Below are 23,540 nucleotides of genomic sequence, written 5' to 3'. Positions count from 1 at the left end.
CTTAGTGGTTGTCGCGCGGCAGCCCCTTGGTCTGGGCGATGCGCTGGTACTTCACGGCCGGTTCGAGCACTGCGCCGGTCTCCATCTGGCCGACGACGGCGCGCTGCATCTCCTGCCAGGGCGTCTGGCTTTCGGGATAGGCAAAGCCGCCGGCCGCCTCCAGCGCCTTGCGGCGCTCCACCGCTTCGGCCGCTGAGATCAGCACGTCGACGCGCGACTTGCGCAGGTCGAAGCGCACGCGGTCGCCGCTCTTCAGCAGAGCCAGACCGCCGCCCGCCGCCGCTTCCGGCGAAGCATTCAGGATGGACGGCGAACCCGAGGTGCCCGACTGGCGGCCATCGCCGATGCAGGGCAGCTGGGTCACGCCCTGGCGGATCAGGTAGTCGGGCGCGCGCATGTTTACGACCTCGGCCGCGCCGGGATAGCCGACCGGGCCGGCGCCGCGCATGAACAGGATCGAGTTGGCGGTGATGCCGACCGACGGGTCGTCGATCCGGTGGTGATAGTCCTCGGGCCCGTCGAACACGATGGCGTCGCCTTCGAAGGCGTCAGGATCCTCGGCGTTCGAGAGATAGCGATCGCGGAACTCCTGGCTGATCACGCTGGTCTTCATGATCGCCGAGTTGAACAGGTTGCCGCGCATGACCACGAAGCCAGCCCGTTCGACCAGCGGACGCGAGAACGGGCGGATGACATCCTCGTCCTCGATCGTGGCGCCGCGATACTGCTCGCCGATGGTCTGGCCCGAGACGCACGCCGCGTTCTCGCGGATCAGACCCTGCTCGATCAACTGTCCGAACACCGCCGGTACGCCGCCGGCGCGGTAATAGTCCTCGCCCAGATACTCGCCGGCCGGCTGCAGATTGACCAGCAGCGGCACGTCCTCGCCGGTCTGCTGCCAGTCGTCGATCGACAGTTCGATGCCGACATGGCGCGCCAGGGCGTTCAGGTGGATCGGGGCGTTGGTCGAGCCGCCGATCGCCGAATTGACCACCACGGCGTTCAGGAACGAGTCACGGGTCAGGATGTCAGACGGCTTCAGGTCCTCGTGCACCATGTCGACGATGCGCAGGCCGGTCCGGTAGGCGTTTTCCTGGCGGTCGCGGTACGGCGCGGGGATCGCCGCCGAGCCGGGCAGCGACATGCCCAGCGCCTCGGTCAGCGAGTTCATGGTCGTGGCCGTGCCCATGGTGTTGCAATAGCCCGTCGAGGGCGCGGAGCTGGCCACCAGCTTGATGAAGCCGGCATTGTCGATCTCGCCGGCCGCCAGCAGTTCACGGGCTTTCCAGACGATGGTGCCCGAGCCCGTACGCTGCCCCTTGTGCCAGCCGTTCAGCATCGGACCGACGGATAGCGCGATGGCCGGAATGTTCACCGTCGCCGCCGCCATCAGGCAGGCCGGCGTGGTCTTGTCACAACCGATGGTCAGCACCACTCCGTCCAGCGGATAGCCGTACAGCAACTCGACCAGGCCGAGGTACGAGAGGTTGCGGTCCAGGCCCGCCGTCGGGCGCTTGCCGGTCTCCTGGATCGGGTGGACCGGAAACTCCAGAACGATGCCGCCGGCGCTGCGGATGCCTTCACGGACGCGCTCGGCCAGCACCAGGTGGTGGCGGTTGCAGGGCGACAGGTCCGAGCCGGTCTGGGCGATGCCGATGATCGGCCTGCCCGACTGCAGCTCCTCCAGCGTCAGGCCGAAGTTCAGATAGCGCTCCAGATAGAGCGCGGTCATGTCGATATTGTCGGGATTGTCGAACCAGGCGCGCGAGCGAAGGGCGCGGGGCGGAACGGGGCTCATGGCTGACCTCGGAGGTGTCGGTGCGCGTACACGGTCGGAGGCGGAGTCTCGTCCGCGCGGCTCCGACCTGCCGCGTCGTCAATCATTTGTCTGACTATACCTGGTCTGCCGGAGCGTCAATCGAGGCGCGCGTGTCTTCAAGCGCCAGACTGACCAGCCGCTCCATCGCCTCACGGGCCTGGTCGGCGCGACCGGCGGCGATGGCGTCGAACACCTTCCAGTGGTCGGGCATCGGATCGCGGGCCAGTTCGCTATGGCGCTGCTTGAAGATCGTCGTCCAGCGTACGGCCGCCCCGATGCTGCTGCTCAGGGTGAACAGCGGCCCGTTACTGGTCGCTTCCAGCACGGTGTCGTGGAAGTCGCGGTCGGCGGCGCGGCCGGCCTCGCTGGCCAGGGTTTCGTGCTGCATGATGACCAGGGCCGCGCGCATCCGCTCCAACTGGACCTCATCCCGGCGCTGGGCGGCCAGGGCCGCAGCTGCCGGCTCGACGATCATCCGCAGCTCGTAGAGCTCTCGCAGGAAATCCTCGCTGGGCTCTGATTCGAAGAACCAGGCCAGCACGTCCGGATCCAGCAGCTGCCAGCGGGCGCGGGCGCTGACCCGGGTGCCTGTCTTGGGACGGCTCTCGACCAGCCCCTTGGCGGCCAGGATGCGGATGGCTTCACGATAGACGCTTCGCGAGACCTGCAATTGCTCACTAGCGTCGATTTCGTTGGTCAGAACGTCGCCCGGCTGGTGCTGGCCCGAGACGATGGCCACGCCCAGCTTGCGCGCGATGGAGCCGTGGATGCGCTTTGAAGCGGCCCCGCCGCCGTCCGCTTCCCTGGCTTTCGACACGCGCTGCTTGCTCCACCCATGACGCCGATCCCTCGGACCCTAGCGAGATCAATTGTCGGAGAACAGGCAAATTCACGTCACAACGCAAACCCATGATGCGAAAACGGATTCCAGCCCGGCCTTGAAGCGCAGCCATCGCGGGCATTTGACAGGACGGCCCGGCCCTATATTTGTCGGACTATTCTTAGGTGAGGAGATCGGCCATGGCGTTTCGTTTCGTGCAACTGACCGACAGCGAAGCGCGGCGGCTGGCGGCGATCGACGATGAGGGCCGCGCTCGTCGCGTCCAGGCCGCCGACACCCTCTACGCCCTGGCCCAGGTCGCGATCGCCAAGGGCGTGACGCTGGTCGAGGCCGCCACGTTGGGCGAGACGATCGACATCGCCGCCGCCCTAGCCGAAGGCCGCGTGCTGGCCCCGATCGACCATCCTGATCCCGCCCACCTGCAGATGACCGGCACGGGCCTGACCCACCTCGGCTCTGCGGAGGGCCGGGACAAGATGCACAAGGCGGCCCAATCTGGCGAACAGCTGACCGACTCCATGCGGATGTTCCTGATGGGCGTCGAGGGCGGCAAGCCCGCGGCCGGCCAGGAAGGCGTGCAGCCGGAATGGTTCTACAAAGGCGACGGCAGCCAGCTGGTCGCTCCTGGCCAGCCCCTCGCCTCGCCCAGCTTCGCCAAGGACGGCGGGGAAGAGCCCGAAATCGCTGGCGTCTATGTCATCGGCCCCGACGGCACGCCACACCGCCTGGGCTTCTGCCTGGGCAACGAGTTCTCCGACCACGTGATCGAGCGCGGCAACTATCTGTGGCTGGCCCACTCCAAGCTGCGCCAAGCGGCCCTGGGTCCGGAACTGCTGGCCGGCCCGCTGCCCGACGACGTGCGCGGGACCAGCCGCATCGTCCGTGACGGCCAGACGGTCTGGGAAAAGCCCTTCCTGTCGGGCGAGGCGAACATGTCCCACACCCTCGCCAATCTCGAGCACCACCACTTCAAATACGACCTGTTCCGCCGCCCGGGCGACGTGCACGTCCACTTCTTCGGCACGGCCACCCTCTCCTTCTCGGAAGGCTTCCAGACGGAGGTCGGCGACGTGTTCGAGATCGAGGCCGCGCCGTTCCAGTATCCGGTCAGCAACCCCCTGGCCCAGGCGGCCGAGCGCCCGGTGACGGTGAAGTCGCTGTGACGCCGGTCCGCCTCGCTCTGGTCGGCCTGGGCAAGATCGCCCGCGACCAGCACCTGCCGGCCATCGCCGCCGACAAGCGCTTCGTCCTGGCCGCCGTGGTCAGCCGCTCGTCGGGCGTTGACGGCGTTGCGCACTTCGCGACCCTGGCCGAGTTGCTGGCCAGTGACGTGACGGTCGACGCCATCGCGCTCTGCACCCCGCCCCAGCCGCGCCACGCCCTGGCCCATCAGGCTCTGGCGGCCGGCAAGCACGTGATGCTGGAAAAGCCGCCCGGTGCGACGCTCAGCGAGGTCGAGGATCTGCGCCAGGTCTCCGTTGCTCGCGGCCTGACCCTGCAGACCACCTGGCACTCGCGCTGCGCCGCCGGCGTCCAGCCCGCCCGCGAATGGCTGGCCGAGCGCGAGGTCAAGGCCGTGCGAATCTGCTGGAAAGAGGACGTCCGCGTCTGGCATCCGGGCCAGACCTGGATCTGGAAGGCCGGTGGCCTGGGCGTCTTCGACCCCGGCATCAACGCCTTGTCGATCGTGACCGCCATCCTGCCGAGGCCGTTCTTCCTGACGCGCGGCGTGCTGCATACGCCCAGTAATCTGCAGGCCCCGGTCCAGGCCGAGCTGGACTTCACCGACGCCGCCGGCGCGCCGATCCGCGCCGAGTTCGACTTCCTGCAGACCGGTCCGCAGAGCTGGGACATCGAGGTCGACACCGACGACGGCGCGCTGAAACTGACCAATGGCGGCGCCAAGCTGTGGATCAACGACGATCTCGTCTTCGAGGGGCCGGACCGCGAGTATCCAGGCCTCTACACCGAGTTCGCCCGGCTGATCGCCGACCGGGCCAGCGACGTGGATGTCAGTCCCCTGCGCCACGTGGCCGACGCCTTCCTGCTCAGCGAGCGGGTCGCCGCGCCGCCGTTCATCGAATAGCCGGCGTCAGCCAGACAACAAAAATCGGGAGAGGAAACATGAAGCTGCAGACCATCGCCTTGAGCGGCGCGCTCGCCCTGGCCGCGACCTCGGCCCAAGCCGTCGAGCTGTCGCGCAAGCCGTTCGGCCAGATCCCGTCGGGCGAGGCCGTCGAGGCCATTACCTTGACCAACGGCAAGGGCGTCAGCGCCACGGTGATCACCTACGGCGCCACCCTGCAGGCCCTGGTCGCCCCGGGTCGCGACGGCAAGGGCGCCGACATCGCCTTGGGCTTCGCCGACGCGGCAACCTACGCCAAGACCGCCAGCTATTTCGGGGCCACGGTCGGCCGCTTCGCCAATCGCATCGGCAAGGGCCGCTTCACCCTGGATGGCAAGACCTACCAGCTGGCGCTGAACAACAACGGCGTGGCGGCCCTGCACGGCGGCGTGAAGGGCTTCGACAAGGTGGTCTGGAAGGTGCTGGACACCAAGAGCGGCCCGGTCGCCTCGGTGACCCTGGGCTATGTTAGCCCCGACGGCGACGAGGGCTATCCCGGGACCCTGACCACCACGGCGACCTACGCCCTCGACGAGCAGAACCAGCTGACCGTCACCTACGGCGCCACCACCGACAAGCCGACCATCGTCAACATCAGCAACCACGCCCTGTTCAACATGGCCGGCGAAGGGTCTGCGGACGGCGCGATGGGCAACGTCCTGACCATCCCCGCCGACGGTTATTCGCCGGTCGACGCCGAGCTGATCCCGACGGGCGAGACGACGCCGGTGGCCGGCACGGCCTTCGACTTCCGAAAGCCCACGGCGGTGGGTACGCGCATCCGCGACGGCAAGGACCCGCAGATGGTCATCGGCCGCGGCTACGACCACAATTATGTCCTGAACGGCAAGGCCGGCGGCGCGATGCGCCTGGCCGCGCGCCTGTCCGACCCCAAGAGCGGCCGGGTGCTGGAGATCCTGTCGGCCGAACCGGGCCTGCAGTTCTATGCCGGCAACTTCATCGACGGCACGTGGACGGGCAAGAGCGGCAAGATCTATCGCCAGGGCGACGGCATCGCCCTGGAGCCACAACACTTCCCCGACGCGCCCAACAAGCCCCAGTTCGCCCCGGTGCGCCTGGACCCGGGCCAGACCTACCGGAACGTCATGGTCTTCCGCCTGTCGGTCGAGAAGTAAGTCCTAAGCTGCGTGCGAGTGGGCGTGGCGTCGCCGCCAGTTGGCGATGTGCGCGCCCGCCAGCAGCAAACCGCCCAGCAGGGTCAGCGGGCGCTCCCAGTCGTGATTGGGGAACTCCAGCGCGCCAGCCAGCATCAGGCCCAGGCCCGCGGCGGCCACGCCCAGCATCGGCCAGGAATGGGGCCGGCCCGAGCGGTCGATGAAGGCCATGGCTGCGATCGGCACGGCGACCAGCAGCAGGGCCACGTGGATCCACTCGGCCTCGGCCCAGGCGCTCAGGGCCGGCAAGGCCAGCGCCAGAACCGGCAGGGCCAGGCAGTGAGCCAGGCACAGAGCGGAAAGACCGACGGCTGAGGCGTCCAGCGCGGTCGCGGTCGGGTTCGACGGACGATCCGACGCTCGAAAAAATGACGGCACGACGCCTCCAGACGCTACAAGGAGGCCTTATGTTATGTTGTAACATAATGAGTTCAAGGTCAGCGGCGTAAAGAAAATCCAATCTGCACGGTGCGCGGCGCGGCGTAGCTAGTGATACCGTCTGCCGTCTGCCCCACAGCCAAGTCGACATTCAGGGCGTTCTCAGCCAGCACGAAGACCTCGCTGGTCGGCGTCAGCGCCCAGCCGGCGCGCAGGTCCAGGGTGGCGCCAGCCTTCAGGCTGCGCAGGTTCAGGTCATCCTCGAAACGGCGGCTTTCGTAGCGCAGGTCGGCGTCCAGCGTCAGGCGGTCGATCGGCCGCCACATCGTCCCGGCCGTGACTGTCAGGGCCGGCGCCTGGGCCGGGCGCTTGCCGGTCAGCTGGCTGGCCTCATCGCCGCCATCCACGCGAGCCCGTGTGGCCGAGAACGCCGCCCGCACTGTCCAATTGGGCGCAAGATCGGCGGCGATGTCGCCTTCCAGGCCATAGGCCTTGATCGCCCCGACATTGCGCCGCTGGCGCAGCACCCCGCCCGCTGGGATGAAGCCAGCCACGGGGAAGGTCCCCGGCCCTATGCCAACGGTGACGTTGGTGATCGGATCCTCGATCCGGTTGTGGAAGGCGCTGAGGTTCCAGCGCAGCGCGCCGTCCCCCGCCAAGCCTGCTTCCAGGCCGTACAGGGTCTCGGGCTTCAAGGCCGCATTGGCCTCGGTGACGTCGTTGCCCACCCGGAACGGGCGATGCAGCTCGTTCAGGGTCGGCGGCCGGAAGCCGGCATAGGCGGCCGTGCGCCACAAGGTTTCGCCGGACAGTCGCTTGCGCAGACCAATCCGCGCGGTCGGGGTCGCTCCCGAAGCGCTGGCCGGCGGCGCGTCCAGGATCGCGGCGCCGGTCGCCAGGTCGCGCTCACGCCGGAGACCATCATAGGACCGCCAGCCGTCGAGCCGCGCCCCGCCGGCGATCGAGAAGTCCGCGTTGGCATAGGCCGCCTCGGCATAGATGCCGCCGACCAGGGTGCGGCCGCCGGCCTCGCGACCCCGCGTGAAGACGCCGGACTGATAACGGAAGCGCTCGCGCACCCGGCCTTCGGCAGCCCGTACATCTGCGCCCAGCTCCCACATCACCGGGCCATACTGACCTTGCCAGGCCGCGTTGAGGCCGTAGCCGAGCGCGGGGGTCGAATACTGGTCGTTGGCCGGCGTCGTCCCGGTGCGCCCGGCGGCGACGGCAGCCGAGGTGTTCTCCAGATCGCTCTTGCGCGCCCAGGCCTGCAGTCGCCAGGTCTCGCCGGCCAGGGTCAGGGCCCACGAGACGCCGGTAGCGTTCGAGCGCGCCCCGACGAGGCCCGCATCGCGCTTCTCCTGGAAGGCGCCGACCCGCATGGCCCACTGCACCGCGCCGATATCGCCCTGCACGCGGGCGGCGATGGCGGCATCCTCCAGCGTCGTGGGCGTATCGGTCGCGCCGGCCTGACCGTTGCGCACGGGATAATAGCCATCCGTGCGCGAACCGCTGGCGGTCAGCAGCAGATGCTCGGTCCCGAAGGCCGCCGCCCCGCGCCAGCTGTCGCGCTGGCCGCCTTGCAGCGTCAGGGCGGTCAGGCCGCCGCCGGTCGACCGTTCACGCAGAGCAACCGTGCCGGTCAACGCGCCGGCTCCATAGGCCCCGGCCCCAGCGCCCCGCACGATCGTCGCGCCCGACAGGCTCTCGGCCGGAAGCGCACTCCAGATAACCCAGCCACCGAACGGATCATTCTGCGGCGCACCGTCCAAGGTGACTAGCGCTCGCCCCGCACCAGAAGGTGCGATTCCGCGCAAGGAGAGGCCCTGAATGGTCGGATTTGCGGCGTCACTACCAGTTCGGCGAAACAGCGAGACGCCCGGCGTCGCGCCCAGAGCCTGGTCCAGACGCGGCGCAGCCGACAACGCTCGGGCGTCATATCGGGCCGTCGAAAAGGCGTCTTGCCCCAACAGAGGCGGCAATGCCGGCGCCTCGACAATGACGGCGGAGACCGGTGGCGGCGGGGCGTCAAGCAGCACTAAGCAAGCCTCTTACACGGTTGAGCGACACCACAACGCGCGGGGAGCCCTACGGCGCCAAGGCTTGGCTTTTATTGTCTAGCTCGCTCGTCGCCTTAACTGGTGGGCCGGCGCTTGCGCCACGACGTCTCGATATGTTCGCGCATGGCCTTAGCGGCGTTTTCGGCGTCGCCGGCCACGATGGCGTCGTAAACCCGCTTGTGAGCCTCGTGGGTGGCCTGCACGTGCTCAACGTTCAGACGGCCGCTGTAGCCGTAGGTCTTCACGGCCTTGCTCTGGATGCTGTCGATGATCGCCTTGCTGAGGCGGTCGCCTGACAGCCGCATGATGATGTCGTGGAAGTTCACGTCCTCATGCACGTAGCCGGCGGGCGTGGAGATCAGCCCCTCCAGCTTCTCCATCTGCCGGCCCAGTTGAGCGGCGGCCTCGGGCGTGATGTTGCGCGCGGCCTTGGCGGCCATGCTGGCTTCCAGCGAGGCGCGGATCTCCGACAGGTTGTCCAGATAGCTGAGGCCGTCCTCGCGCCGGAACAGGGCGCTGAGAATCATCGGGTCCAGCAGATTCCAGGACGATGGATCCTGGATGATGGTGCCGCGCCCCTGCTGCGAGACGACGAGGCCCTTTTCGGTCAGGGCCGTCGTGGCTTCGCGCACCACCGTGCGGCTGACCGCATACATGTCGCACAGTACGTTCTCGGGCGGCAGGGCCGAGCCGGGCGGATAGATCTCGGTGACGATGGCATTGACCAGATCCTCGACCACGGCTGCCGCCAGACGGGGGCGACGCGCGGCTCTCGCGCCCGGGGCGCTGGTCGAAACGGTCATTTCAGCTGCTCGATCTCGTTGAACGAACGTTCTATCCGACGCCCGCATCGTATCACAATACGAGATTCGAGCGTCGACGGATCAGACGCAAATCCCCCTCCCGCCCCAGAGCGGAAGGCTTGCCAACCCAAAATTCGTCATACATATTACCTGAGACAAGGGGCCGTGGTCCCACATAATGAGTAAAAGACCGACCCATGCGGATTACCGGCTACCGTAGTCTGACCACCGTCCACGATTGGGGCCGCCCGGTGGGCGACGTCAACGGCGTGGTCGAAGCCGGCGTCACCGAGGTGCCGATCCTGCTCCTGGAGACCGACGGCGGCCTGACCGGCGTCGGCCTGGGCCAGCACGCCGACATCGCCCGCGTCTTCCCGGCCGTGGAGGGCGAGGATCCCCGCGCCGTCTCGGCCCTGTACGACCGCATGCTGTCCTATGTGTTCAAGAGCGGCCACGCCGGCGCGACCTATGGCGCGATCGCGGCGGTCGACATGGCGCTGTGGGACCTGAAGGCCAAGATGGCCGGCGAGCCTCTGTGGCGGACTTTGGGCGCGCGCGATCGCTTCGTGCCCGGCTACGCTTCGGGCCTGTGCTACGGCCTAACCGACGAGGCTTTCGAGGCGCACTACAAGCAGTGGGCAGAGCGCGGCTTCACCGCCGCCAAGATCAAGGGCGGCCGCGACGTCGAGCGCGACATCCATCGCCTGGAAATCGCCGCCGAAGTTCTGCGCCGCAATACCGACCGCCCCGGCCTGATGCTGGATGTCAACGAGTGCTGGAGCCGCAAGCAGGCCGTGCGCCTGACCAGCGAAGTCGAGGCCCGCGTCGACCTGACCTGGATCGAGGAGCCGCTGCGCCGCTGGGACGCCGAGGGCCACGCCATCGTCAGCCGCGCGATCAAGGCCGCCGTGGCGACCGGCGAGAACCTGACCGGCGTCGACCAGTTCACGCCGCTGTTCGAGTCCAAGGCCGTCGACGTGGTCCAGACCGGCAGCGTCTGGGGGATCACCCACTTCAACCGCGTCGCCATGGCCGCCCACGCCCACAACCTGCCCGTTTCGCCGGTCGGCTACGACTGCAACCCAGTCGCCCACGCGGCCGCGGCCGTGCCCAACATGGTCGGCATCGAGATCCAGGACTTCAACTTCCCGGTGGGCCTGTCGGTCGACCAGCAGATCATGGACGGCGGCCTGGTGCTCGGCGATTGTCCCGGCCTGGGGATCGAGGTCGACGAAGCGGCGATCACCGCCAATCGACTCAGCGGAACATGGTCAAAGTCCGGAGGGCCGCACGTCCGGCCCCGGCGCGCGGGACTGGGGTTGGTGCCGGCCAGCCGCGCCGCCGCCGAACGCTAAAGACAAGACGTCCTCAGGACGCGATCAGGAAACGAACAGGATGATCAGTAACAGCCTCGGCGCGGCGTCTATTTCGCCCCTGGCCCGATCCCCTCTGGCTTTGGGCGGCGCCTCGCTGGGCGGCGTCTATCACCCTGTGCCGCAGGCCCAGGCCGACGCCGTGGTGGCCGCGGCCGTGGAGGCCGGCGTCACCGTGATCGACGTGGCTCCCTACTACGGCCTGACCAAGGCCGAGACGGCGCTGGGCGCGGCGCTACGCGGCGTGCCGCGTGACGCCTATGTCCTGATGACCAAGATCGGCCGCTATGGCGACAAGGCCTGGGACTTCTCGCGCGAAGCCACCCTGCGCAGCTTGGACGCAAGCCGGGTCCGCCTGGGCGTGGAATTTATCGACGTCCTGCAGTGCCACGACATAGAGCATGGCGACCGGCGCCAGTTGATCGACGAGGCCCTGCCGACCCTGCGCGACCTGAAGGCGAAAGGCGCGATCGGTCAGGTCGGCATCACCGGCTACGACCTGGCCTTGCTGGAAGAGGTCGCGGTGGCCGAACAGGTCGACACCGTGATGGCCTACTGCACCTACACCCTGCAGGACCAGCGCCTGGCCGACGTCGCTCGCCGCTTGGCGCAACACGGCATCACCGTCTTCAACGCCTCGCCGCTGGGCATGGGCCTGCTGACCACCGGCGGGCCGCCCGAGTGGCATCCGGGACACGAGAGCGTCCATGCCGCCGCGGCCGAGGCCGCCCGACGCAGCGCCGCCCTGGGCGCGGACCTGTCGTTCGTGGCCCTGCAGTTCGCACTGCAAACGGCCAGCGAAGCCGGCATCGCCTCGACCGTGGTCGGTATGTCCAAGCCCGAGAACCTGCGCCAGAACCTGAAGGCGCTGACGACGCCGATCGACCCGGCCATACTGGCGGCCGTGGAGGAGGCCCTGGCGCCGGTCCGCGACCTGGGCTGGGACGTCCTGCCCGGCAACGGCGGCAAGGCCGGCGCATGATCGACGCCCACCTGCATCTCTGGGACCCGCGCCGCCTCGACTACGACTGGCTGCAGTATGTCCCCAGCATCGCCGGCCCGCATGGCCCGGACGCCTGGGCCGCGCAAGGAACCGGCGTTCGCCAGGCGGTCTTCGTCCAAGCCGACTGCGCGCCCGACCAGGCGCTGGACGAGGTCGACTGGGTCGCGAGCCTGTCCCATCCAGATCTCGAGATCCTGGGCGCGGTGGCCTTCGCGCCGCTGGAAGTCGGCGAGGCTGTCGGTGCCTATCTCGACCTGCTCAAGGCCCGTCCGATCGTGCGCGGCGTGCGCCGCTCGGTGCAGAACGAGCCCGACGCCTTCATCACCGATCCCCGCCATCTGGACGGCTTGGTCGCGGTCGCCCAGCGCGGCCTGACGATCGACGTTTGCTCCCGCGACCACCAGCTGCCGCTGGTCATCGCCGTTCTGCGTGAGCTGTTCGAGCGCGCGCCCGACGCCCGCATCGTGCTGGACCACCTGGGCAAGCCCGACATCGCCGCCCATGCCGGCGACGTGCGTGGCGCGGACTGGGACGTGAACCTGAAGATCCTGGCCGCCCTCCCGAACGTCTGCGCCAAGCTGTCGGGCCTGACCACCCAGGACCATTGGACCGAGGGCCGCGACGAGGCCCTCCTGCCCTATATCGACCACGCCCTCGCCTGTTTCGGCCCCGAGCGCCTGATGTTCGGCGGCGACTGGCCGGTCGTCGACCTGGCTGGCGGCTACCAGCGCTGGCGGCGGATCTTCGACGCGATCGCGCTGTCGGCCGCCGATCGCCGGCTCATCGAAACCGAAACCGCGACCACCTTCTACACCCTGGCGCCGGAGACGCTCCCATGAGCCTCGACACCACCCTCCCCGCCAGCCCGGCGAGCGCCGGCCGGATGCGCCTGCAGCTGTCGCTGGCGGTCAACTTCTTCCTGCTGATGGCGCTCTACAGCGGCGTTCTGGGCGTGCTGCTGCCCAACCAGATCGCCGCCCTAAACTCGGCGGAAAAGGCCAACAACCTGGCCCTGATGTTCGCGATCACCTCGGTGTTCTCGACCCTGACGACGCCGATCGCCGGCGCCCTGTCGGACCGCACCCGCACACGCTGGGGCCGCCGTTCGCCCTGGATCGCCATCGCCTCGCTGATCGGCTCGCTGTGCCTGTTCGGCGTGTCGTGGCAGACCAGCTTCTGGTCGCTGATGGTGCTGTGGGTGATGGCGACCGTCGCCTACAATTCCATGCAGCCGGCCATGACGACGGTGATCGCCGACCGCTTCCCGCCCGAAACACGCGGCGCGGTGTCGGGCATCGTCGGAGCCGGCATGACCGCGGGCCTGACCGCCGGCACCGTCGTGGCCGGTTATCTGGCCGGCGCCCGAGTGCTGGCCTACAGCCTGTTCGCCGTCGCCATCGCCGTCTCGTGCATCGCCTTCGTGCTGATCAATCGCGAGCCATCCAGCGCCAACGCCCCGGCCCGTCCGTTCTCGTGGAAGGGTTTCTTCTCGAGCTTCTGGATCAGCCCCAAGGAACATCCCGACTTCGCCTGGGCCTTCGCCGGACGCTTCACCGTCTACATGGGCTACCAGGCCGTGGCGGCCTATCTGCTGTACATCCTGCGCGACTATATCGGCCTGTCGGACGTGGGCTCGAACCTGGCCATCGCCAACATGGCGATCCTGACCCTGGTGTGCCTGATCGTGTCGTCGCTGGCCTCGGGCTTTTTGTCTGACCGTTTGCAGCGCCGCAAACCGTTCGTGATTGCTTCCAGCCTGATCATGGGCTGCGCGATGGTCGCCCCTCTGGTCATGCCGAACATGACCGGCATGTGGGTCTATGCCGGGGTGATCGGCGTCGGCTACGGCATGTTCATGTCGATCGACATGGCGCTGATGACCCAGGTGCTGCCCCAGACCACGGCCGGGGACGAGGGCAAGGACCTGGGCGTGCTGACGACGGCGGTGAATATCCCGCAGATAATCAGCCCGGTCATGGCCGCGGTGCTGCTGAACGTCTTCGACGGCAACTACGCCGCCATCTTCATCGCCGCGATCGTCTTCGTGTTCAGCTCGGCCCTTTGCGTGGCCCCGATCCGCTCGGTTCGCTGAACAACGATTCATATTACGTATTATGATAATTTGACAGACAACTGAACTCATCATACAAGTTCAGAACAAGCCGGGGAAACCGGCCGAAGGGGTTGAAACAACAGGATCGAGCATGTCCACCAAGACGACTATGTTGGCCGCCACCGCTCTCGGGCTGCTGGGGGCATGGGCGTTCCCTGCCGCAGCTCAGGACGCTTCCAGCGTCGAAGAGATCGTGGTCACGGGGATCCGGGCCAGCCAGCAGCAATCCATCGATATCAAGCGCAACGCGGTCGGCGTCGTCGACTCGATCGCCTCGGAAGACCTGGGCAAGCTGCCCGACCAGAACGTCGCCGAGTCGCTGCAGCGCATCGCCGGCGTGACTATCGAGCGTAACCGCGGCGAAGGCCGCTACGTCTCGGTTCGCGGCTTCGGTCCCAAGTTCAACGCCGTCACCGTCAATGGCCGCACCCTGGCCACCGACAACAACGGCCGCGAGTTCTCGTTCGACGTCCTGCCCTCGGAGATCATCTCGGGCGCCGACGTCTACAAGTCGCCGCAAGCCAACGTGAACGGCGCCTCGATCGGCGCGACCATCGACGTGCGCACCCTGCGTCCGCTGGAGCAGCGCCAGGCGTTCAGCGCCGCCGGTTCGATCAGCGGCCAGTGGGCCGAGCTGCGCGATAAGTACAATCCGGAAGTCTCGGGCGTCGTCAGCTGGCGCAACGAGGACCGCACCTTCGGCGCGGCCTTGTCGGCCTCGTACATGGACCAGAAGGTCCGCAACGACGAGTTCACTATCGGCGCGGGCCACGTGCGTCGCTCCAGCACCGACTCCTACTACAACGCCGGCGGCGTGGCGGGCGCCCGCATCGGACCGGGCGTCGCGCCCTTCACCAGCGTCTCGATGCCGTCGAACCTGTCGCCCTTCTTCTTCGAACGCGACAAGAAGATGCTCGGCCTGAATGGCGTGGTTCAGTACAAGCCGGTCGAAAGCCTGACGGCCACGGTCGACGTGCTGTACGCCAAGGCCGACTTCAAGGAACAGCAGACGGGCCTGGCCTACGATTTCGCCGGCGGTACGCTGGTCGAGCAGGTCGTGCAGGGCGGCGAAGCCGTCTACCAGCGCTATCAGGGCGGGTTCGTCGACCAGATCATCCAGTATGATCACCGCGACGTCACGACCAACCAGATCGGCCTAAACCTGAAGTGGCAGGCTACCCAGGACCTGACCCTGACCTTCGACGCTTCGACCTCGAAGGCCGAGCGCCGGGGCAAGGAAGACAACGACTTCACGACCATCCGCCGCAAGAACGTCAACACCTGGTTCGACCGCCGCGGCGGGGACCCGATGTACTCGTACGGCTTCACCAGCCCGAACTACGCCAACGCCGCGACCAACCCGCAAGGCGTGACCGCCCACTACTACATCTGGGGCGGCGGTTCGGACGTCGATGACGAGATCAACGAGTTCGCCCTGGACGCCGACTGGAAGCCCGCAGGCGCCGTGTCGATCAGCGCCGGCTTGGCCGCCCAGAACCGCAAGAAGACCATCAACGCGGTCGAGATGCCGTTCGGCGAGCAGTGCGCCTACTGCGACTCCAACCAGCTGCTGCCGACGTCGCTGTTCCAGTCGACCGACCGCAACTTCTTCAGCGGCAAGTACGGCGACAGCATCATCCACGACTGGCTGTACTACGACCCCCGCGCCCTGATCCAACAAGTCAAGGAATACGCCACCCGCGACAACAAGGCCTTCAACCCGGGCGTCGCCTCGCCGTCGGCCTCGTCGGTCGTCGATGAAAAGGTCCTGGTCGGCTACGTCATGGCCGACATCAAGACCGAGCTGGGTTCGATGCCGCTGGCGGTCAATGTCGGCGTCCGCATCGAGGACACCGACTACACCTCGTCGGGCGCCTCGCGAACGGTCCTCAGCGCCCGTCCCAACGGTGCGGGCCAGAACATCATCACCGTCTCGCCGGTCGTCCCGGTCAGCTTCGAAGGCAAGTACACCGACATCCTGCCGTCGCTGAACGCCCGCCTGAACGTCACCGACGACCTGATCCTGCGCTTCGCAGCCTCGCGCGTCATGACCCGCCCGACCCTGTCGGACCTGTCGCCGCGCCAGACGATCCAGACCAACCCCGGCAACGAAACCATCCGTCGCGGCAACCCCGACCTGCAGCCGTTCCGCGCCTCGCAGATCGAAGGCGGCGTCGAGTGGTATCTCGACACCATGTCGCTGCTGTCGTTCGCGGCTTTCTACAAGAACATCGACTCGTTCGTGACCCTGGTCACGACGCCGCAGAAGGTCGATCAGGTCACCTTCCAGGTGACCGTCCCGGGCAACGGCAAGGGCGCGGTCGTGAAGGGCTTCGAACTGGGCTACCGCCAGGTGTTCAACAAGCTGCCCGCGCCGTTCGATGGCCTGGGCGTGCAGACCAGCTTCACCTACGCCGAGTCTGACGCCAACTACACCAACACCGTGGCCAACGTCTCCTACGGTCTGGAAGGCCTGTCGAAGTACTCCTACAGCCTGGTGGGCTTCTACGAGAAGGGTCCGATCCAGGCCCGCGTGGCCTACACCTGGCGCGACAAGTTCCTGCAGGTCGCTTCGGGCCGTAACGGCGAGCCGGAATACTTCGACAGCTATGGCCAGCTGGACGTGGGCGCGTCGTACAACATCAACGAACACTTCACCGTGTTCGTCGATGGCCTGAACCTGACCGACGAGGAAGAGTTCATCTACTCGGTCACGCCCAACCGTACGAAGGAATTCCGGACCACGGGCCGCCGCGTCGCAGCCGGCGTCCGCGTCCGCTTCTAGGCACTTCCCCTCCTGCCATTTTGGTGCGCCGCATCACGCCCCCGTCGTGATGCGGCTTTTCTTTTATCAGCAGGTCCACGGCGGGTTGACGCTCCCGCCCACTGCCCTTAGCAAACATAATACATCTTATGTTTGAGGTTGACCGATGAGGCTTGCGGGCAAGACGGCGCTGGTGACGGCCGCCGCTCAGGGAATTGGACGCGCGACCGTCGAGGCGTTCGTGCGCGAGGGCGCCAGCGTCATCGCCGCTGACATCCGCACCGAGGCCTTGGAGGGCCTCGACGGCGTGACCGTTCGCCAGCTGGACGTCACCGACCGCGAGGCCGTCAAGGCGATCGCCGAAGAGTTCCCGACCGTCGACGTGCTCTACAACTGCGCGGGCTTCGTCCACGCCGGCACGATCCTGGACTGTGACGAGGACGCCTGGGACTTCTCCAACGCCCTGAACGTCACCGCCCAGTACCGGATGATCCGCGCCTTCCTGCCGCGCATGATCGAAAATGGCGGCGCGTCGATCATCAACATGTCGTCGGTCTGCTCCAGCATCAAGGCCGTGCCCAACCGCTTCGCCTACGGCGCCACCAAGGCCGCCGTGATCGGCCTGACCAAGTCGGTGGCGTCCGACTTCGTGACCAAGGGCATCCGCTGCAACGCCATCTGCCCGGGCACGGTCGAGACCCCGTCCCTGCTGCAGCGCCTGCGCGACACCGGCGACTTCGACAAGGCCTATGCCGAGTTCACAGCCCGTCAAGCGATGGGCCGCTTCGGCCGCGTCGAGGAACTGGCCGCCCTGGCCGTCTATCTGGCCTCCGACGAGTCCGCCTTCACCACCGGCACGATCAACGTGATCGACGGCGGCTGGGTCAACTAGGGAACGCGTGACATGAAACTGCTTCGCTACGGCCCCGTCGGCCAGGAAAAGCCCGGTGTCCTCGACGCCCAACGCCGCATTCGCGACCTCAGCGGCGTGGTCGCCGATATCGACGGCGCGACACTCTCGGACGAGAGCCTGGCCCGCCTGCGCGCCCTCGACCTGGACGCCCTGCCGCTGGTTCCCGAAGGCGTCCGCTACGGCGCCTGCGTCGCGGGTATCGGCAAGTTCCTATGCATTGGCCTGAACTACGCCGATCATGCCGCCGAGAGCGGTCTGCCGATCCCCGAAGAGCCGGTGCTATTCTCCAAGTTCACTTCGGCCATCTGCGGTCCGAACGACGACGTGCTGAAGCCCCGCGGCTCGACCAAGCTGGACTGGGAAGTCGAGCTGGGAATCGTGATCGGCAAGACCGCCCAATATATCGACGAGCAGGACGCCGAGGCCCACATCGCGGGCTATTGCACGATCAACGACGTCTCCGAACGCGCCTTCCAGATCGAGCGCGGCGGCACATGGGACAAGGGCAAGGGCTGCGACACCTTCGGTCCGATCGGTCCCTGGCTGGTTACCCGCGACGAAGTGCCGGACCCGGCCAATCTGAAGATGTGGCTGAAGGTCAACGGCAAGACGTTCCAGGACGGCTCGACCGCGACCATGATCTTCAAGCCGGCCTTCATCGTCGCCTATCTCTCTCAGTTCATGACCCTGCTGCCGGGCGACGTGATCTCGACGGGCACGCCGCCCGGCGTGGGCCTGGGCCAGAAGCCGCCGGTCTATCTGGACGTCGGCGACGTGATGGAACTGGGCATCGAGGGCCTTGGCGACCAGAGACAGGTCGTCCGCCAGGCCTGAAGCCACTTGAACTAAAGAAGAAGACTTAGGGAGTTCGCGATGGTCAAAACCTCTTCTGCTCGCCGCCTCGCGGCGACCATGGTCTCCGGCGCCGTCCTGACCTGGGCGGCCATCGCGAACGCTCAAGTCGTGACGCTGCACGTCTCGCCCACGGGTGACGACAAGAACCCCGGCACGGTCGAGCGTCCCGTCCGCACCCTGACCCGCGCTCAGGCTCTGGTCCGCGCCAGCAACGCCAAGGCGGACGTGACGGTCGAGGTGGCGGCCGGCGCCTATCGCCTGGACAAGCCCCTGGTCTTCACCGCCGCCGATGGCGGCCATGCCGGCAAGCGCGTCACCTGGCGCGGCCAGGCCGGCGCACGCCCGCTGATCTCCGGCGGTTTCGACGTCGCGAACTTCACGGTGTTCGACGCCGAGCGCCGGATCTATGTTGCCGACATCCCCAAGGGCCTGGACACCCGCCAGGTCTGGGTCAACGACACCCTGGCCGAGCGCCCGTGGATGGAGATCCGCGCCTCGGACGTGACCTTCAACGCCACCGGCTTCGAGATCATCAATCCCAAGCTGGCCTTCCTGAAGGACCTGAAGCACCCGTCGCGGCTGGAGGTCGAGGCCACCGGCTTTTTCACCGACCGCGTCTCGCCGGTGCAGGCCATCGATGGGACCAAGGTGACGATGCGCCAGCCGGCCTGGGACAACAACACCTGGGGCTACGACACGGTCTCCAAGCCGATCTTCCCGGACGACAGTCGCCTGTTCCTGGTGAACGCTCTGGAGCTGGTCGGCAAGGCCAATGACTGGCACGCCAAGCCCTATCAGTGGTTCGTCGATCCGGCCGCCGGCAAGCTCTATCTGCGCATCGCCGAGGACGACGACATCAAGGCCCTGCGGGTCACCGTCCCCGCCCTTTCCGCCCTGGTCTCGATCGCCGGCACGGCCAAGGCCCCGGTGCGCAATCTCAGCTTCGAGGGCCTACGATTCTCCTACACCTCTTGGATGGGCCCGTCAGAGGCGACCGGCTACGCCAACCAGCAGAGCGGCGCCTTCCTGAAGGAGACCTCGCCGATCCGTCCGGCCGACGCCTGGTCCTCGTGCGGCTGGGGCTGCCCCGAGTTCGAGTCCATGCGCCAGAAGTGGCACCAGATCCCCGCCGCCGTGCAGGTCGCCGCGGCGCAGGACGTGACCTTCACCGGCAACCAGTTCTCGCAACTGGGCCAGATCGGCCTGGGGATCGGCAACGACGCCAACGCCAACCTGTCGGGCCAGGGCCTGAGCACGAAGGGCATCCGGGTCAGCCGCAACCACTTCTCGGTGCTGTCGGGCAGCGCCATCATGGCCGGCGGCGTCCGCCAGGACGCCCATCACCCGTCCGCGCCCGAACTGGTCAATGCCGACCTCGAGATCGCCGACAACACGATCGCCACGGTCAGCCAGGACTACAAGGACAACGCCGCGATCCTGACGACCTACATCGACGACGCGCGCATCCTGCACAACGAAATCTCGGACGCGCCCTATGACGGCGTCGCGGTCGGCTGGGGCTGGGGCTACAACGACGCCGGCGGCAATCCGAACTACGACGAGAACCAGAAGGGCTATCGCTACAACACCAAATACACGACCCCGACGATGCTGCAGAAAACCCTGGTGGAGGGCAACCGCATCCATGGCGTCAAGACCTGGTACATGGACGGCGGCGCGATCTACAATCTGTCGGCCAATCCGGACTCGGTGATCCGCGCCAACCACATCTTCGACATCGGCGGCAAGATCGCCATCTACCTGGATGAAGGCTCCAAGCACTTCAAGGTGACCGGCAACGTCGTCGACACCCAGGGCAAGTGGCTGAACATCAACACCGCCGGCAAGATGTTCCGCCGCAAGATCTCGACCGACAATCTGGCGACCGGCAACTGGCACAACTCGCTGCGCACCGGCGGCCGCTGGCTGGCCGAGATCGGCAATGTCGCCGAGAACAACATCCTGGTCCCTAACCGCGACTGGCCCGCCGAAGCCCAGGCCGTGATCGACAACGCCGGTCCGCGTCCCGAGGTCTCCAAATGACCGTCTCGCGTCGCGGCCTGATGATGGGCGCCGGCCTGGCCGGCGTCGCGGCGGCCTCCCCCACCCTGGCAGCCCAGGCGCTGCAGGGTCCCGGCCTGGAGGTGCTGGACCTGAAGGCCGGCTCGGTCACGGCGCCGATCGGCGTCGAAGACCAGGCCGTGCGCCTGTCCTGGCGGCTGGTCAGCCCCGATCCGGACGTCAAGCAGACCCGCTACGAGATCCAGGCCGCCAGCACGCGCGAGAAGCTGGAGGCCGGCGATCCGGACCTGTGGCACGCCGGCGAGGTGCTGACCGACCAGAGCATGGATGTCTCCTGGCTGGGCAGCCCGCTGAAGTCGCGCCAGATCGTCTGGTGGCGCGTGCTGGTGCGCGACAACAAGGGCCGCAAGGCAACCAGCGCCATCGCCAGCTTCGAGACTGGCCTGCTGGCCCCGTCCGACTGGACCGCCAAGTGGGTCGCCGCCGAGACGGAGATGGCCAAGGCCGACCGCCAGGCGGGCCTCGTCTGGATGCGCGGCCACCGCCCGGCCGACCGTTCGGCCCGCTATTTCCGCCTGGCCTTCGACCTGCCGTCGGCGGCCAACGTCACCCTGTTCTCGATCGCCAACTTCACGTCCGACGTCTGGCTGGACGGCCAGCCCGTCGAACGCCCGCCGCACTCGCCGATCGCCTTCGGCGTCGCCCCGATCGCCGAGACGAAGCACAGGCTGGCGGCCGGCCGTCACGTGGTGGCCATCAAGGTCCAGGACCCGACCGGCTTCAACGAGCCCAAGCTGCACGAGATCGCCGCCGCCGTGATGGTCCGCGCCGAGCTGGCCGGCGGCAAGGCGCTACGCATCACCTCGAAGGGCATGAAGACCGCCCTCGGCGCCCCCGACGGCTGGATGCGTCCGGGCTTCGCCGACGCGCGCTGGGCCGCCGCCGAGGTCTCGAAGACCCAGCCCCAGGCCTGGCCGGGCTACGGCGCCTTCCTGCTGCGCAAGGACTTCAAGGTCGGCCGTCCGATCGCCCGCGCCCGCCTCTACGCCACGGCCCTGGGCGGCTACGAGGCCCAAATCAACGGCAAGCGGGTCGGCGACGCCTTGCTGACGCCCGAGAGCACCGACTTCCGCAAGACCGCCCTCTATCGCGCCTACGACGTCACCGACCTGCTGACCCAGGGCGACAACGCCATCGGAGCGATGGTCGGCGATGGCTGGTACGGCAGCTATCACGCCCCAGCCGGTCGCTACACCTTCGGCGACGCCCCCCTGCGCTTCCTGGGCCAGCTGGAGATCACCTACGCCGACGGCACGCGCGAAACGGTCGCCAGCGACGAGACCTGGCGCATCGCCCAAGCCCCGATCACCCGCGGCGAGATCTATTACGGCGAGGACTACGACGCCCGCCTGGAGCAGCCCGGCTGGGCGACCGCCGGCTTCGCGGGCCAGGGCTGGCGCGCCGTCGATATCGCGCCGACACCGCCCTGCGTCCTGACCGCCCAGACCAGCCCGCCGATCCGCCGGATCGAGACGCTGAAGGCCGCCTCGATCAAGGCCGCGGGCGCGCGCCACATCTTCGACTTCGGCCAGAACTTTGCCGGCTGGGCCCGACTGAAGGTACGCGGCAAGGCCGGTCAGGTCGTCACCCTGCGCTTCGCCGAGGTGCTGGGCGCCGACGGCCGCGTCGACCAGTCGAACCTTCGCGCCGCCCGCGCCGCCGTGGTCTATACCCTGAAGGGCGACCCGGCCGGCGAGACCTACGAGCCGCGCTTCACCTATTTCGGCTTCCGCTATGTCGAGGTCGAAGGCCTGGCCGAAGCCCTGGGCCGCGCACCGACGGCAGAGGACGTCGAAGGGATTGTCGTGTCCTCGAACCTCGCCGAGACCGGCCACCTGCGCATCGCCAATCCGGTGATCCAGCAGCTGTGGCGCAACAGCCTGTGGAGCCAACGCTCCAACTTCGTCGGCGTGCCCACCGATTGCCCGCAGCGCGACGAGCGCCTGGGCTGGACCGGCGACGCCAACGTGTTCTGGGATGCTGCCGCCTTCAACATGGACGTGGCCGCCTTCACCGAGCGGTTTGGCCGCGACATGCGCGACGCCCAGGGTCCGCGCGGCGAGTTCCCCGACTATGCGCCGGCCGGCTTCACCGACCTTGGCCTCGGCGCCTCGCCCGGGTGGGCCGACGCGGGCGTGATGCTGCCGTGGACGGTCTGGAAGCGCTACAACGACACCGCCATCGTCGACCAGAACTGGGCGGCCATGACCCGCTACCTGGCCTTCATCCGGACGAACAATCCGGACCTGATCTGGCGCAGGGAGCGCGGCTACGACTTCGGCGACTGGGTGGCCCTAGACGCCAAGAACCCCGGCGATGAGACCACGCCAAAGGCCCTGATCGCCACGGCCTGGTGGAAGCGCTCGGTCGAGGCCATGGCCGATATGGCCTATGGTTCGGGCCGCAAGCCCGACGCGGTGCGCTATCGCGATCTCGCTAACCAGATCACCGCCGTCTTCCAGCGCGAGTTCATCCGGCCCGATGGTTCGATGGGCAACGGCTCGCAGGCCGGCTATATTCTGGCCCTTCGCTTCGGCCTAGTGCCAGAAGAGCTCCGGGCAGCCGCCACGGCCCATCTGGTGGCCGACATCCGCCGGCGCGGCGATCTACTGTCGACCGGCTTCCTGGGCACGCCGTTCAGCCTGGACGCCCTGGCCGACAACGACCAGCACAGCGTGGTCTACGATCTGCTGCTGCGCACCGAGTTCCCGTCGTGGGGCTACATGATCCGCAAGGACGCCACCACGATCTGGGAGCGCTGGAACGGCGACGTCGGCGACGTGGCCATGAACTCGTTCAACCACTACGCCCTGGGGGCGGTGACCGGCTTCGTGTTCCGTCGCATCGCCGGCATCGAGCCGATCCGCGCCGGCTTCCTGTCGTTCCGCTTCGACCCCGTACTGGACGCCCGCGTGTCCAGAGGCGGTGGCGACTATGACAGCGTACTGGGCCGGATCAGCACCGACTGGGAAATGAAGCCTGACGGTGGCTTCGACCTGCATCTGGTCGCCCCGACCAACAGCCGCGCCGAGGTCCACATCCCGGCCAAGAGCGCCGACGCCGTGCGCGTCAACGGCGTCCCGGTCGCCCATGCTCCTGGCGTGACGGTCCAAGGCCTGAAGCGCGGCCGGCTGGTGCTGGAGATCGGCTCGGGCGACCATCGGTTCGAGGCGCGCGCGTAGGGCCTCCAACCCACGCAGAGCGAACGAAAAGGCCCTCCCGCGGCGATCGCGGGA

The 23,540-nt window shown here is 67.6% G+C and carries 17 protein-coding genes; 12 read left to right on the top strand and 5 right to left on the bottom strand.

Annotation, left to right across the window (positions count from 1 at the left end):
- Position 1 precedes the first annotated feature (1 nt).
- Both ABDW31_RS14485 and ABDW31_RS14480 read right to left on the bottom strand, forming a co-directional pair.
- On the bottom strand, positions 2 to 1,798 hold the full coding sequence (locus tag ABDW31_RS14485) for an IlvD/Edd family dehydratase (RefSeq protein WP_184719838.1): 1,797 nt from the start codon (positions 1,796 to 1,798) through the stop codon (positions 2 to 4).
- A 94-nt stretch (positions 1,799 to 1,892) separates the two neighbouring features.
- Complete coding sequence (locus ABDW31_RS14480; protein WP_184719840.1) at positions 1,893 to 2,636, bottom strand: FadR/GntR family transcriptional regulator; 744 nt, start codon at positions 2,634 to 2,636, stop codon at positions 1,893 to 1,895.
- 203 nt (positions 2,637 to 2,839) lie between these two features.
- Here ABDW31_RS14480 and araD1 point away from each other — a divergent pair, with 203 nt between their 5' ends.
- From araD1 to ABDW31_RS14465, 3 genes are read left to right on the top strand one after another with little or no spacing between them, the layout of a single operon-like run.
- On the top strand, positions 2,840 to 3,823 hold the full coding sequence (gene araD1 / locus ABDW31_RS14475; protein ID WP_184719842.1) for an AraD1 family protein: 984 nt from the start codon (positions 2,840 to 2,842) through the stop codon (positions 3,821 to 3,823).
- Positions 3,820 to 4,746, top strand: coding sequence for a Gfo/Idh/MocA family oxidoreductase (locus ABDW31_RS14470; RefSeq protein WP_184719844.1), 927 nt, complete (start codon positions 3,820 to 3,822; stop codon positions 4,744 to 4,746). Before araD1 ends, ABDW31_RS14470 begins: the two co-directional genes overlap by 4 nt.
- Positions 4,747 to 4,784: 38 nt before the next feature.
- A complete protein-coding gene (locus ABDW31_RS14465; RefSeq protein ID WP_184719846.1) occupies positions 4,785 to 5,921 on the top strand; it encodes an aldose epimerase family protein in 1,137 nt (378 codons plus the stop codon).
- Positions 5,922 to 5,924: 3 nt separating this feature from the next.
- Here the strand turns inward: ABDW31_RS14465 and ABDW31_RS14460 are convergent, their stop codons facing one another.
- From ABDW31_RS14460 to ABDW31_RS14450, 3 genes are all read right to left on the bottom strand, one after another.
- Positions 5,925 to 6,338: a MerC domain-containing protein gene (locus tag ABDW31_RS14460; RefSeq protein WP_184719848.1), complete on the bottom strand. Its 414-nt coding sequence runs from the start codon at positions 6,336 to 6,338 to the stop codon at positions 5,925 to 5,927.
- A 59-nt stretch (positions 6,339 to 6,397) separates the two neighbouring features.
- Positions 6,398 to 8,377, bottom strand: a complete 1,980-nt coding sequence (locus ABDW31_RS14455; protein WP_184719850.1) for a TonB-dependent receptor — start codon at positions 8,375 to 8,377, stop codon at positions 6,398 to 6,400.
- 95 nt (positions 8,378 to 8,472) lie between these two features.
- Positions 8,473 to 9,201 (bottom strand): FadR/GntR family transcriptional regulator, encoded by a 729-nt coding sequence (locus ABDW31_RS14450; protein WP_184719852.1) that lies wholly within the window; start codon positions 9,199 to 9,201, stop codon positions 8,473 to 8,475.
- A gap of 197 nt (positions 9,202 to 9,398) precedes the next feature.
- Between ABDW31_RS14450 and ABDW31_RS14445 the strand changes: the two genes are divergently transcribed.
- The 9 genes from ABDW31_RS14445 to ABDW31_RS14405 all read left to right on the top strand — a co-directional run bounded on the left by ABDW31_RS14445 (position 9,399) and on the right by ABDW31_RS14405 (position 23,486).
- Positions 9,399 to 10,556, top strand: coding sequence for a mandelate racemase/muconate lactonizing enzyme family protein (locus tag ABDW31_RS14445; RefSeq protein WP_184719854.1), 1,158 nt, complete (start codon positions 9,399 to 9,401; stop codon positions 10,554 to 10,556).
- 40 nt (positions 10,557 to 10,596) lie between these two features.
- Positions 10,597 to 11,556 (top strand): aldo/keto reductase, encoded by a 960-nt coding sequence (locus ABDW31_RS14440; RefSeq protein WP_184719856.1) that lies wholly within the window; start codon positions 10,597 to 10,599, stop codon positions 11,554 to 11,556.
- Positions 11,553 to 12,416, top strand: a complete 864-nt coding sequence (locus ABDW31_RS14435) for an amidohydrolase family protein (protein WP_184719858.1) — start codon at positions 11,553 to 11,555, stop codon at positions 12,414 to 12,416. The genes ABDW31_RS14440 and ABDW31_RS14435 overlap by 4 nt, the downstream gene beginning before the upstream one ends.
- Entirely contained in the window at positions 12,413 to 13,669 is a 1,257-nt protein-coding gene (locus ABDW31_RS14430; RefSeq protein WP_184719860.1) for an MFS transporter, read from the top strand. Before ABDW31_RS14435 ends, ABDW31_RS14430 begins: the two co-directional genes overlap by 4 nt.
- Positions 13,670 to 13,781: 112 nt before the next feature.
- Entirely contained in the window at positions 13,782 to 16,475 is a 2,694-nt protein-coding gene (locus ABDW31_RS14425) for a TonB-dependent receptor (RefSeq protein WP_343699071.1), read from the top strand.
- 145 nt (positions 16,476 to 16,620) lie between these two features.
- On the top strand, positions 16,621 to 17,346 hold the full coding sequence (locus ABDW31_RS14420) for an SDR family oxidoreductase (RefSeq protein WP_184719862.1): 726 nt from the start codon (positions 16,621 to 16,623) through the stop codon (positions 17,344 to 17,346).
- 12 nt (positions 17,347 to 17,358) lie between these two features.
- Positions 17,359 to 18,201, top strand: coding sequence for a fumarylacetoacetate hydrolase family protein (locus ABDW31_RS14415; protein WP_184719864.1), 843 nt, complete (start codon positions 17,359 to 17,361; stop codon positions 18,199 to 18,201).
- 39 nt (positions 18,202 to 18,240) lie between these two features.
- Positions 18,241 to 20,265, top strand: a complete 2,025-nt coding sequence (locus ABDW31_RS14410; protein WP_184719866.1) for a DUF1565 domain-containing protein — start codon at positions 18,241 to 18,243, stop codon at positions 20,263 to 20,265.
- The gene (locus tag ABDW31_RS14405) at positions 20,262 to 23,486 is read left to right on the top strand and encodes a family 78 glycoside hydrolase catalytic domain (RefSeq protein WP_343699070.1); all 3,225 of its coding nucleotides are present in this window, start codon (positions 20,262 to 20,264) and stop codon (positions 23,484 to 23,486) included. Before ABDW31_RS14410 ends, ABDW31_RS14405 begins: the two co-directional genes overlap by 4 nt.
- The last annotated feature ends 54 nt before the right edge of the window (positions 23,487 to 23,540 follow it).

It is taken from the genome of Caulobacter sp. (assembly GCF_039596335.1).
Taxonomy (GTDB): Bacteria; Pseudomonadota; Alphaproteobacteria; order Caulobacterales; family Caulobacteraceae; genus Caulobacter.
The sequence above is the reverse complement of the archived record's forward strand: the minus strand, read 5'-3'. Positions and strand labels throughout refer to the sequence as shown.